The sequence below is a fragment of the Corynebacterium sp. HMSC05C01 genome (assembly GCF_001807155.1).
Lineage (GTDB): Bacteria > Actinomycetota > Actinomycetes > Mycobacteriales > Mycobacteriaceae > Corynebacterium > Corynebacterium coyleae.
The window spans coordinates 1-12,393 of record NZ_KV787948.1; the positions used below are offsets into that span (position 1 = coordinate 1).

10 protein-coding genes are annotated in these 12,393 nt (G+C 63.0%); 1 reads left to right on the plus strand and 9 read right to left on the minus strand.

Annotation, left to right across the window (positions count from 1 at the left end):
• The 7 genes from HMPREF3145_RS03455 to HMPREF3145_RS03485 form a co-directional block, all read right to left on the minus strand.
• Positions 1-696: ImmA/IrrE family metallo-endopeptidase (locus tag HMPREF3145_RS03455; protein WP_168162443.1), on the minus strand; the 696-nt coding region annotated here is incomplete at its 3' end.
• A gap of 277 nt (positions 697-973) precedes the next feature.
• Positions 974-1,309: a type II toxin-antitoxin system HicB family antitoxin gene (locus tag HMPREF3145_RS03460; protein ID WP_070421869.1), complete on the minus strand. Its 336-nt coding sequence runs from the start codon at positions 1,307-1,309 to the stop codon at positions 974-976.
• Between the two features lie 3 nt (positions 1,310-1,312).
• A complete protein-coding gene (locus HMPREF3145_RS03465) occupies positions 1,313-1,564 on the minus strand; it encodes a toxin HicA (protein ID WP_070421870.1) in 252 nt (83 codons plus the stop codon).
• 26 nt (positions 1,565-1,590) lie between these two features.
• Complete coding sequence (locus tag HMPREF3145_RS03470; RefSeq protein WP_070421871.1) at positions 1,591-2,733, minus strand: DUF3322 domain-containing protein; 1,143 nt, start codon at positions 2,731-2,733, stop codon at positions 1,591-1,593.
• Positions 2,720-6,007, minus strand: coding sequence for an ATP-binding protein (locus HMPREF3145_RS03475; RefSeq protein WP_070421872.1), 3,288 nt, complete (start codon positions 6,005-6,007; stop codon positions 2,720-2,722). Before HMPREF3145_RS03475 ends, HMPREF3145_RS03470 begins: the two co-directional genes overlap by 14 nt.
• The gene (locus HMPREF3145_RS03480) at positions 6,004-6,603 is read right to left on the minus strand and encodes a DUF4194 domain-containing protein (protein ID WP_070421873.1); all 600 of its coding nucleotides are present in this window, start codon (positions 6,601-6,603) and stop codon (positions 6,004-6,006) included. The genes HMPREF3145_RS03475 and HMPREF3145_RS03480 overlap by 4 nt, the downstream gene beginning before the upstream one ends.
• The gene (locus HMPREF3145_RS03485; protein ID WP_070421874.1) at positions 6,600-8,066 is read right to left on the minus strand and encodes a DUF3375 domain-containing protein; all 1,467 of its coding nucleotides are present in this window, start codon (positions 8,064-8,066) and stop codon (positions 6,600-6,602) included. The genes HMPREF3145_RS03480 and HMPREF3145_RS03485 overlap by 4 nt, the downstream gene beginning before the upstream one ends.
• A gap of 732 nt (positions 8,067-8,798) precedes the next feature.
• Between HMPREF3145_RS03485 and HMPREF3145_RS03490 the strand changes: the two genes are divergently transcribed.
• Positions 8,799-9,695, plus strand: coding sequence for an acetamidase/formamidase family protein (locus HMPREF3145_RS03490; RefSeq protein ID WP_070421875.1), 897 nt, complete (start codon positions 8,799-8,801; stop codon positions 9,693-9,695).
• A gap of 12 nt (positions 9,696-9,707) precedes the next feature.
• Here the strand turns inward: HMPREF3145_RS03490 and HMPREF3145_RS03495 are convergent, their stop codons facing one another.
• Both HMPREF3145_RS03495 and HMPREF3145_RS03505 read right to left on the minus strand, forming a co-directional pair.
• Positions 9,708-10,421 (minus strand): hypothetical protein, encoded by a 714-nt coding sequence (locus tag HMPREF3145_RS03495; protein ID WP_070421876.1) that lies wholly within the window; start codon positions 10,419-10,421, stop codon positions 9,708-9,710.
• Positions 10,422-11,077: 656 nt separating this feature from the next.
• The gene (locus tag HMPREF3145_RS03505; protein WP_070421878.1) at positions 11,078-12,325 is read right to left on the minus strand and encodes an amidohydrolase; all 1,248 of its coding nucleotides are present in this window, start codon (positions 12,323-12,325) and stop codon (positions 11,078-11,080) included.
• Positions 12,326-12,393: the final 68 nt, after the last annotated feature.

Sequence of the window (12,393 nt, forward strand, 5' to 3'; positions counted from 1 at the left end):
AAACGGCCTAAAACAACTTGACAAAACACATGCATGAGTGATCGAGTCGAAGAAACGGCTGCCTACGCGCAAGCGCACCATTGTGCGAAATGGGGGAGCGCCCCCGCTTTCACGCTTGTCGGATGGATGTGCTTCGAGTAACCCGGCCGCGTCTCTAGCTTCTGCGCGTGAGGTGGGGTCCTGCTCCACTGCCTCCAGCGGTGCAATCACCACGGTCGCGAACCTGTTGCACCAACGCTCGACGTCCGCATGCTCAGAGTGATCAGAGATACCAGTGCGCCCAAGAACAACGTGGCCCAATTCGTGGGCCAAGCTGAACAACTGGGCAGTTTTGGCATCCGCGGTGTTAACAAACACCAAGACGTAGCCGCCGTCTTCGATCGTGAAGCCCCGGAACTCGCCAACGCTGAGCCTCCTCGAAGTGGTGTTACCGACGATCGAGTTTCTCGCCACCAGGATTCCGTTTTCCTCCATGGCTGCAGCGAGCTCACTTACCTTGTCGCTTCCCGGGAGTGGTTTGCCTCTCTCGACACCAAGATGCTCCCTAGTTCGCTCTGCCGTTTCAACCGGGTCATGCTCGACCGTGGCCGAGGCATACATTGTCGGTGGAGCGATATCCTCTTGAGCAGCGAACTCGGCGTACCACGCGAGCCTGCTCTGGCTCGAACGGATAGTCTCCCGCAAATCGGCACTCACGGTACCCATCGCCTTGTTGCCGACGGTCCGAAAGTCCGTCACACCCACTCGCTCACCCGACGGCTCATCCAACAGCAATCGGCCGAAAGGAATGCGAGCGAGCTTCGAGAGCTCCCTCGCCTGTTTCAGCGTTGGGCGACTCTCACCCGAGTGCCACTGCGGAAGCTTTGGAAACCGCTTCTCCGCCTTCTGGCAGGCCAGTGCAATCCACCGCCCAAGCAAGCATGCGGGGCTGGATATTGACCCGGACAGCGCTCATCCCGACCGAAGTTCCCGTCTACGCGCTCGCGAGCTTCTGCGTCACCCACGCGTTCAAGGACACACCCTCCCGCGCAGCGTCCATGGCAAGACGGCGGTGGAGGGAACTGCTGACACGCACGTTGAACCGTCCGGAAAAGTCGCGCTGACCGAACGGCTGGGGGATACGCTCACCGGTTTGCTGCATGTCCGCGATTACCTCGGCGACAAGCTTCCGAAGTCCAGCACTTGACCGCTGGGCGTCCTCATCGAGCCAGCTCAAGGACGGGAACTCGGCAACGGTGGACACGTACTCAGCGTCCTCCTCAGACCAGAAGGTTTGGTAGGTGTATTTATCCGACAAGCGTTCAGTCATCGTCTACTCCTGCTCTTTTAGCTTCTTCACCGCAGCCAGCACCTGTTTGACCTGGTACGGCTTCGCCTTTCCGCGGCGGTTCTGGATATTGACGCGCGGATCGCCAACCCAGGGTGTCTTGTATGTGTCGTGATCTCCGCCGCTGTTGGGCCGCTTCTCAAAGAAGTGGTCGCAGACCTTACGAAGATCGGCGTAACGAATGTTGTTGCCGGAACGCTGCATCGCGTCCAGGATCTTTTGGATATCGTCCCCCATGGGAACCAGCAGTACCACACATAGTACTACTCCGCAGTGGAAGCACAAGACCCCCACACCGACGCGAACTCCGGCATCGCCAGCGCCCACTCCAGGGACACACGCTCCTGCTCCAACCGCTTCGCACCGGAGGCGACCAGGAACCGGCGGGCGCGTTCTTCGTCGTCGGTGAGGTGGGGGAGCACCCGGGTCGTGTCGCCGGGGTCGTCGACGGCGAGGTGCAGGAAGCGCTCCACCGTCTCCACGTCCATGGTCACGCTGACAACGGGGGCAGAAGCTCCGTCGGCAGCTAAACGCGACCGAAGGGCGTTCAGGATGGCGTAGCCGTCCGCATCCGCGTCACCCCAGTACAGGACCCGGCGCGCCGCGCGCACCCACGGCAGCTCCGGAAGCGCGCCGGCGGTGTACCCGGAGCCCCACACCAGCACCGCGCCCGACCCCTCGGACGCCCGGGGGAGTGCCAGGAACGTCTCCTTGTTCTCCACCACGATCACCAACAAACCGTCGGGCAACGCCAACGACCCGAACGGCACAGCCACATCGAGCAACCCCGGCGCGGGCGCAAGCGTGCCATCCAGGAACCGCACGCGCATCAGCCGGTCGCCCTCGGCAAGTCCCAGGTCAGCCACCCCAAGCAAGCGCTGCAGCAGCCCCCGGTGAGCGGCGATCCACTTCGTGTCCAGCCCTTCGATGGGCACGGCGCGTGCGCGCAGGCCCGAGGAAGGTTTCACGTGAAACCATCGCAGAGCGAGGCACAGGCGGGCGAAGTCGTCGTCCGACAACACCAGCCATGACGACCACGAGCGCGCCGCCCGCTCCCGGAACTCCGGCCAATCCGGGAACACCCCAACCAACACCGCAAACCGCTCGCGGGCCAGCGCAACCTCCCCGGCGCGGCCGGCCACCTCCGCGATACGGTCCCACCCGGACAGCGTCACGCGTACGGGCACGTCCTGTTTGCCCAGACCCGCCCAAGACCGGGTGGCCCACTCCACCTCTCCGGCGGGCTCCCATGCCTGCCAGGCGCGGACGAACTCGCGGGCACCAGCCTCGTCGGCGAGCACCTGCGCGCGTGTTGGGGGATGCAGGGGAACGGAGGTGGCCGAAGGTTCGTCGAGAAGCAAAAGCTCCATGTTGAACTTGACGGGCAGCTGGTCAGGCAGACGCATGGGTATCAATGAGCTCGAAGGTGGAACGCGCGACGGGGTCCTCGGTGTAGTGGACCACGATGGTGCCGTCGACGTAAGGGGAGAGAGTCTTAATCAGCTTCATCGGCGTGGCCAGCACCATGTGGAAACCGAAGCTTTCAAACACGTCCATCGCGGTGCGGGTGAACACAGGGTCTGCGCGGTCAAAGGCCTCATCCAGCACCACGGTGGCGTAGCGGGGCACGTCCGCATCCACCCCCGCAAGGCGATAACGCAACGCCGCGGCGAGGCAGAAAAACACCAGCTTCTGCGCCTGGCCGCCGGACAACGACGCGGAATCCACGTGGGTGTTGTGCACCGTGCCCTCGGCGTCCACCTCGTTGCCCACGAACTTCACATGCCTGCGGGTGTCCAGCACGACGTTGCGCCAACTGCGGTCGGCACGCTCGGAGGAGCCGAGGCGATCCATGATCTTGGCCAGGCGGTGGTAGCGCTCGATGGCGGTCTTCTCGTCCGCCTCGCTCAAGCTGCCGGCGGTCGCTTCGCGCAGGTCCTGCAGGAAGTCACGCACGACGCGGTCTCGGTTGTCACGGACTTCAATCTGCAGGTAGCGCCCCTCGGTGTACGGGGAGCGGCGCAGCGACGCGTTGATGGGGCCCAAGTTGGTCTCAATGTCGCCCTTCGCGCGCTGCAGCTCCTTGTAAATCGTGTTCAGGTGCATCACGGACTGGCCGTTGAGCAGGTCCAGGAAGCGGCCGCGGAACTCCGGCAGGCGGTCCGAGCGCAGCATCTCCAGCCGCGCAATGGCCTCGCCGGCGAAATCGGCCGTAGCCTGCAGTTCCGCGGACTCCGCGGACCACTGGGACTTGTAGTTGGACAGGATGTTCACGACGGCATTGCTGGAGTCCGTGATCGTCTTCGCCGCCTGCTTCGCCTGCGCGTCCAGCTGCGCAGTGACCTTGAAGGCGCTGTCGCTCAAGTTCTCCGGGGTCAGGCGGCGCGTGGTGGCCGCAAGCATCGCCTCGAGCTGCTCCGCCAGCGCCGGGTCCACCTCCACGTGCTCCGACTCGATCCTCTTCAGCCGCGCCTGATCGTCCTGCAGCGCCCGCGTGGCCACGGCGAGCTCGTCGCGCACGCCGCGTAACTCCAGCTCGGTGGCCTTAAGCGTGTCAGACGCCTCACGCCACGCCCGCTCCAGCTCCTTGGCCTCGGGGGAGGAGGTGAGCCGCTCAAGCTCCGCGCGCAGGCCAGCCAACTGCTCCTCGGCGCTCTCGGTGTCCACGCTGGCCCACTCCATGGCGTCGACAGCCCGGGCCTTAGCAACGTCGCTGGCCAGCGCCTCCTGCTTGCGCTTGACCTCCGCCAGGCGGTTGCCCGCCGCAGTGGTCGCGCGTTTCGCCTCCGCCAGCTCCGCGCGCAGCGCCTCCACCTTGGCGTGGTTGGAGGAGCCGAGGCGGTAGTTGCGCCGCTCGCCCAGGCGCAGCCGGTCGTTCTTCACGTACCTGGCGGAGCCGGTCCTATCGGCCGGGTTGCGCTCCAAGCCGTCGATGGTGGCCGCGCGCTGGGTCTGCCTCTCCAGCTCGTCCACGGTGCGCACCAGGGCGTAGTCGAAGGTGGTGGCCAGCATGCGCATCAGCCACGGTCGCATCGGGTGCTCCACCACGCGCACCTTATGAAACAGGCTGAGCGGGTTCCTCGGCCCGCGCGGGACCTCCACGCCCTCGGGCACGGTGCGGTACTCAAGCCGCATCCCCAAGTGGCGGCCATTGACCCAGCTGCTCACCTCGCGCTCGCGCTCCGCTGGCACCAAAAGAGTCGCGGCAAAACCGCCGAGCAGGCGCTGGACCACCGGTTCCCACTCGGCTTGCTCCGGTAGCACGTCGATGAGCTCACCCACGTACGGCAGCTCACGCACCGTCAGCCCGGTATCCGCACACAGCTGCGCGCGCTTCTCCACGTACCGCCGGTCAAGGTTGGAGGTGCGGTTGCCTAACGACGCCAACTCCGTCTCCACCGACGCCTCCGCGCCGGCAAGCCTCTCGCGTTCGCTTCGGGCCTGAAACCACTTTTCGCGTAGGTGCTCTACTTGCTCCGGCGCGGCCGCCAGCTCCGCCGACGCCTGTGCTTTCAGCTCTGCGAAGCGCTCGGTATCCAGCGCTCCGTCCATCTGCACCATGGAAGCCAGATCCCGCCGTTTCGCGTCACGCGTGGCAAGCTCGTGCTCTTCGCGAGCGATGTTGCGCTCAATCTCGCTCAAACTCTGCCCGGCGACCTGCTCTCTCTGGACAGCGGCGCGCTGCACAGCCGCCTGTTGCGCATCCTTGCGGGCCTCGAGAGATTGCGCCTGCACTTCGAGGGCGGCGAGTTGGGCGGAGCTGACGTCGATACGCTCGCGCAGCTGCTTCGCCTCAATCGCACGTCGCACGTTGGGCAGGGCGGCAGACAACGCGGCATTGTTCTCCTGCGTCGCCTGCGCATCCTTGAGCTTGGTGTTCAGCCCCGGCAGAGGAGCGAGCGTCTCAATCTGCTGGTGCACGTCTTCGAGCCGCTCGTACGCCTGGCGCAGGTCCTCGTGCGTGGCCACGGCGTCCTCCGCGACCTGGAACGTGTCCGGTACGTCCAGCATGTAGTTGCGGAACAGCTCGTCCATGCTGGACAGGGACTTCGCGGACTGCGTGCGGTGCAGCAGCATCTGCGCTTCCTCGCTGCCGATACCCAGCTTGGAGCGGAAGCGGTTGGCAAACACGGAGTACTGGTCCGTGAACGTCACGCCGGCAGTTTTGTATTTCGCCTCCAACTTGCGCTTATCCAGGGAGTTCTGCAGCAACGGCACGAACCCGTCCACGTCCACCTCGCTGGGAAAGATGCCGTAGAGCGTTTTCACCTGCGCTTCCTGCTGCTGTCCCGCATTGAGGCGGTAGATTGCGGCGAGCGTGAACGCCTCCTTCCCGGCGCGGTAGGTCAGCGCGACAATGCTGGCTGTCGCTCCGGAGCGCAGGTACTGGCTGCGGATCTCGCCGGTGGCCGGGTCCTCGCTGCGGCGCCACGCACCGCGGATATAGGACACGCGGCTGCGCCCCTTGTCACGGCCGGTTTCCTGCTGGGCGGCGGCGTTGAACCGCAGCTTGCCAGGCGGGACTAGTACGGCGGAGAAGGCGTCGATAAGCGTGGACTTGCCCGAGCCGGACGCGCCGGTGATCAAAAACCCACGCTCGCCGACGGGGATGTCGTAGTAGCCGTCGAACGTGCCCCAGTTGACCAGCTGCACGCGCGCAAGACGGAACTGCTCTGTCACTGTTCTTCCCCTTCCTGTGCCAGGCGCAGATACTCCTCGCGCAGCGCGTGGACCGTATCAGCGTCGAAGATGTGGCGCAGCACAGGGGAGACCTCCCAGCGCCCCTCGGTCTCCGTGTCGATGAGGAGGCTGTACTTGCGGATGGTGTTCACCGCCGCGGTGAAGCGCTTCTTAAACCCGGACTCGTCACGGTTGTCCACCGCACGGACGTAGCTGATGGCGCCATACAACTCATCTTCGCCCACCACGACGCGCTCGCCTGGGGTAGACATGCCCAGCTCGTGGCGCAGCTGCAACAGGATCGCGGTTTGCAAGTGCGTCAGCGCCTCCGTGCGCAACACCGGCGGCACTTTCACGTCCTCGTTGTCCGGGCGGACGTGGCGAGTGAACGCGATGCCGGCGTCCTCGTCCACAACCAGCTCCAAAAACACATCGTGCAGCCGAGAGCGCAGCGTCTCCGTGTCGGTGGTGATGGCGTGCCAGGTTTCCTTCTTCCGGTCGGCGGTGATGAGCGGACCTTTGAGCAGGTCCACCAGTGCGCGCCGGGTTTCCTCGGACAGGGTGCCCGTGTCGCCCGTCCACAGCGGTTCCGTCATTGCATCTCCTTTACTGCTGCGGCGTCGAAATGCCACCGCGGGATCGTCGCCAAGCGAACGCTCCCATCGTCTTCTTCGAAGCGCACCTCTTCGCTGCCGTCCTGCCGCACCCCATGCTTCAGGGCCAGGTACACAAGGCCCACTACCGACCCCAGCCCCTGGGAGGCGGGATGGCGCTCGAGCACCTTGCCTATCGACGCCCCTCCGGCCATCCCAACCGTCTCCCCAACTGCCGCGATAAGCTCTTCCAAGTCGATCTCGCTTTCACGTACCGCCTGGTAGAGCGCCTCCGCGTCGCCCTCGCCGGGTTCAAACGCCTCCACCGCAGTGGTGATGACCTCCGCGCCCGGGTCCGCCAGCTTGATCTGCGCCACCGAGGTGATCTGCATCCCGATGCGCTGCAAGGGCGTGTCCATCTTGTGGGTGGCTGCAAGCTCCTCGCGCTCCGCGGCGTCGGCGGCGAGCTTGCGGGTGTCGCGTAAAAGCTCGATCATTCGGCGGTCCTCGGCGAACTGTTCACTGGCCACGTAGTTGCGTAGGTTGCGGGCCAGGCGCGTCATCATGCGGTTAACCTCGTAGCCGGCGTCTTCCATGTCGCGGAACAGCCTGCGGAATTTCGCCCGCTCTTCGGGTGTCATCGCGGTGTTGTCGGCGCGCTCGAGCACCTGCCCAATCCACGTGTCCAACCACGCGCCGCGTTCCGGGTCGACCACCAGCGAGTAGAACGCGTTGAAGCTTCTGCCAGCATCGGATTCCCCGATCAAGTCCACGCCGGCGAAGATCTCGTCCAGCACGTCGCCGCGCGAGCCCTCCGGATCCAGCAGTTGGCGGCGCAGCTGCGTATTGAGCGTTTCCAGCTCGTGCCGCACGCGCGCGAAATCGCCGGGGATCGCATTCGCCTGCTCCAGAATGTCGCCCACCCGTTCGTGCACGGTGGCGGGGGAGGGCAGCTCGAATTCCCCGCGCTCGACCTGCTCGATCTCTGCCTCGATGCGGGCGCGTTCGGCCTCGAGGTGCCTCAGGCGGGAGTCGATGTTCGGGTCCGTGTCCCGCGCGAGCGCCTGCAGGGCATTGCTTATCGACGCCACCCGGCTCGCCGTCACCGCCGATCGCGGTGCACTGACACGGTCCATCACCTGCAGCGCGGTGAGCGTTTGCTCGCTTGGTTCAAGCGTCTCACCCGTTTCCTTGGTGCCAGACTTGCGCACCAGCCACCCGGCTTTCACCCAGTCGTTGCAGTACGCCTGGGGTTTTTTCGGGAGCTCGAAGATACCGCGCAACACCGCGAAGTCCTCAGCCATGAGCTGATAGAGCTGCTCCGCAGGTCGGACCTCTGCGCCTCGCGGGAAGTGCTCCGCCACGACCGCGAGTAGCACCGGGGCGTTGTCCGCGTGCAACAAACGGATCGCGGCCGACTGCTCCTTTTCACGCTTATATGTCAGCGCCCGGGCCTGAATGGTCATGCCGACTATCATCCCATAGCACCCTCCCACCTGCACCGAAAAACTTTTTTGCTCTAGGTGTAGACACACTGAGGGCGATCGTCTATATCCGCTTTTGGGCCCCTCCGCCCACGGTCCATCCCCCCGAGACCGGTTGAGCACTCACCGACCCCCATTTAGAGTGCGAGTAGGCGGAGGGGATTCCGCTATTCTCAAGCGTTTTTAGGCGCCTAGGGTTAAGGGTCAAAATGTCCGCGTCCCCTTTTGACCCTTAACCCATCCATTACCCCCTTGGATTGAGAAAACCACGCCGTCACGGCGAACCGGAGAGGACGTGGTGTGCGTAAACCCAAACATAGATGATCTACTGAGCAATCATTGAATCGATACCAAATGCCCGAAGTGCCAATGCAGGTCTTTGGTCTCAGTGTTTCGCAGAGTCGATGCTCCCGTGTTCCGCGTTTTTGGTACCGGGAAACTCGGGGGGTCAAGTCACGACTTCGGTATCGCCACCGCCACAGCCGCCAGCGCCCTTACAACAGCCGGGTTTCACGTGAAACATTCGAAGCCACCGGCCGCAGTGTCCACATGCCAAGCGATTGCGGGCTTCGTCGACAATGAATGCTCCAGGCCCCTGAAGGCCTCTGACGGCCTGAACGCACCCACCCTTTTCACAACCTTCACCTGCGAATTTCTGTTTCCAACTATGGTCAGAGGTATCCGCTGGTTGTTCCTTCGAAGAGAGGTAAAAGGATGCACTCCATCGATTCCAACGCGTGTGTATTGGCCCTGTCTCCGGACCAAGAGCGGCGCCTTCATGTGGAAAGCGGCGACGAGGTTACGGTTCGAACCCTTGACTGCTTCTCCAACACGATTACCGACGAGTCCCAGCTGTTCAGCACCGTCGGCTGGGACAAGGTCAACCCAGCCACCGGCCCAATCGCGGTCAAGGGAGCACGCCCTGGCGACACACTGAAGGTGGAGATCCTCAGCATCGAGGTCGGCGAGCAGGCCACCATGACCACCCACCCTGATTTCGGCGCACTGCCCGGCACGGTGGAGGAGCGCACCCGCATCGTCCCGATCCGCGATGGCAAGGCGCAGTCTTCTGACGACATCACCATCCCCATCCGCCCAATGATCGGCGTCATCGGCACCGCACCGGCATCCGAGTCGGTACCCACCGGTGAGCCGCGCCAGCACGGCGGCAACATGGACACGAAGGAGATCGTCGCCGGCTCCACCCTGTACCTGCCAGTGGAGGTCGACGGCGCGAACCTTAGCCTTGGCGACGTCCACGCCGTCATGGGCGATGGCGAAGTCGCAGTCTGTGGCGCCGAGATCGAGGCCGAGGTGAAGATCCGCGTCACGGTGCTCGAAGGCCGCCCGCTGCCGCTGCCGTTCTTGGATTCCGGCGACGCGGTCTACGCCATCTCCTCCGAGATCGAACTGATGGACGCCGTCAAGGAGTCCACCCGCATGATGCGCGATTGGCTCGTGAGCGTATCCGCGCTCGACGCCACCGACGCCCTCATGCTGCTATCCCTGGTTGGCGACACCCAGATCAGCCAGATCGTCGACCCCCGCATGACTGCTCGCTTCCGCTTGCCCAAAACGATCCTCAAGCAGTGCGGTGTGGAACTGCCGTAGCTAACGGGCAATTCACCATTGCGCATCTGCTTTAGGCGTAGTGAACCCCTTCGGGGGAGTGACGGTAAACCCGAGGTCCCTGAGCGCCTCTGCAGCAGCTTCGGGATGATCTCGGGTTGCCGCAGAAGCCTGTTTAGAAAGCCATACTCGGCGTCGTTCCTGTAGTGCAGGTTCCCATCCTGGCCTCCCGCGGAATCCACATTCGCTGATCACAAAATAGAGGAAGTCCTCAAGCGACGGACGAAAACGCTTTCCTCCCACAGGTAAGTGCAATTCATCTAGGCGGCCCTTCTTCCTCGGGTTGCCTGATTTGTCCTGAAAGTTCTGCATTAACGCTGGACTGAGCAACCCTGCGACCCCTGAGTAGTGGATATGCGCACAGGGCGCGCTGGTGTAGTCACGCTCAAACTCGAAACGTATGCCCGGCGACGTAGCAACCCGCATTTCGAATTTGCTGCTCTTTACGGCTAGGAACTTCTCCGACGAATCGGATGACAGTTCGTAATTGATAATCACGTGAAAGAGTTGACTGTAGTCTTCCCTGCGCACTGAGCCCTCAGGTTGTCCAGCACCGTGAACGAGAGGAGCCTTGAAATCACCCACCACGATATTCTTGTCGATGTTTAGCTTGGCTTTCGCCTGTAAATCCGCTCTGCATGCCAGCGGCAACGCCTCAAGTAACGTGTCTCTTACGTCGCCGAGAAACCGCCCTGCCGCATCATGCACTCCCAAAACGACCCTCACCGAGCAGTAAGAGAACTGTCTGCAGCTCGTCGTACACGGTCCGCTCATCCTCGCTCAACATGCCGGCATTCGCCAGCACCTTGAGGTCTTGAAATTCAGCATGGGGAAGGCGAGTGGTGGCCCTTAGAGATGCCAAACACTCTCGCTTCCTTTCAAGAAGCTCTTCACTATTGGTGACAGTGATTTCCAATGGCAACTTTCTCGCCTCCGTCTGCTTCTTTCGTAACCAGCAGTTTTATTAACCGACAGTTTAATAGGTGCCGAGAATCTTCAGCACAAAATTAGCACACCTGTTCGCATGGCCGCTCGCTTCCGCCTGCTCAAAACGATCCTCAAGCAGTGTGGCGTGGAACTGCCGTAACCGCACCTCACAACCGCAAAACCACGCTATCTACCTGCATGTTTAACAGTATTTTGCACTAAGACTAGACAAGCCATTTACACATGATCTATATTTGAGCCGGAGCCCCGCCCACGGTTACACCCCCCGAGAACCGGCTGAGCACTCACCCACCCCCCCATTTAGAGTGCGAGAGGCGCGGGCTCCCTTTGGGGGACATAGTCCCCACCCAGGGCCTTCGGGTCCTTTGCAGCGGCCCATGCCCCCCATTGGCCGCTGCATAAATTTTTAAACTCCACTAATCCGCCGAGACCGGCACGGTCAGCCAGGCGGAAGCAGCAACGACGACTGCTTCGGTGCCACGGTCGAGTGTGGGCTGGAGATCAGGTGCGAACGCCGGGTTGTGGTTGCCCACGGCGTTGCTCATGTCCGCGAAGCCTCCCAGGCCCCAGTAGGTGTAGGGGACACCGAGCGCGTCGGGGATGATGGAGAAGTCCTCGGAGGCGGGTACGGCGTCGAGGTCGCAGGATTCGTCGCCAAAGTATGCGTCGAAGGCTTCGCGGACGGTGTCGGTAGCGTCCCCGTCGTTGTCGGTAAGCGGGTAGCGGTCGTAGTAGGTGAACTCGGGTTCCATCGGGCTGCGGGCGGCGACGCATTCCGCGCGCACGATGCGCTCAATGGCTTCCTTGAGGTGCTCGCTGACCTCGCTGCTGTATGCGCGGGTGTTGATGAGCAGTTCGGCGGAGTCCGTGATGATGTTGGACTTCGTGCCCGCGTGGATCGCACCGACGGTCACCACCGCGGTTTCCTTGGCTGCTACCTCGCGCGAGACGATGGTTTGCAGGCGCATCACGATGGTGGAGGCAAGCACCACCGGGTCCACTCCCAATTCCGGCATCGAACCGTGGGAGCCCTTGCCGTGCACCGTGACCTTCACCGAGAATGCGGAGGACAGCACCGGTCCGCGTCGCGTGCCCACGTGTCCGCCGGGCAGGCTGGCCAGCACGTGTTGGCCCAGGTACACATCGGGCCGTGGCATTGCTTCCTCTAAACCAGCAGCGAGCATCGCACGGGCACCTTCAGCGGTCTCCTCAGCGGGCTGGAAGACGCCGATAAAGGTGCCGGACCACTGGTCCTTGTGAGCGTTGAACGCCTGCAACGCGGTGAGCAGCGACATCAGGTGGAAATCGTGACCACATGAGTGGGCGACGGGGACCTCCGCGCCGGTCTTAACGTCAACCTGCGTGGCCGTGGAGGCATAGTCCTTGCCAGAGGCTTCCTTGACCGGCAGCGCATCAATGTCTGCGCGCATGGCCACGACTGGGCCCTCGCCATTATCGACGACCGCCACCACCCCTGTTTCCCCCACCCGGGTTACCCGGATACCTGAGGATTCCAGTTCCTTTACGATCCGCTCCGCGGTCGCATGCTCCTGCATGGACAGCTCGGGGTGTTGGTGGAAGTGCTTGTACAGCGCTTCGCGTTCGGTTCCGGTTGACATGAGGTCACCCAAAATCTTCTTGACCTTGCCAATTTCGACAGACATACCTTCACGGTACGCCTACCTACCTACTAGGTCGTGGCATAAGGAAACCCGCCACTGCGTGTTCTCAG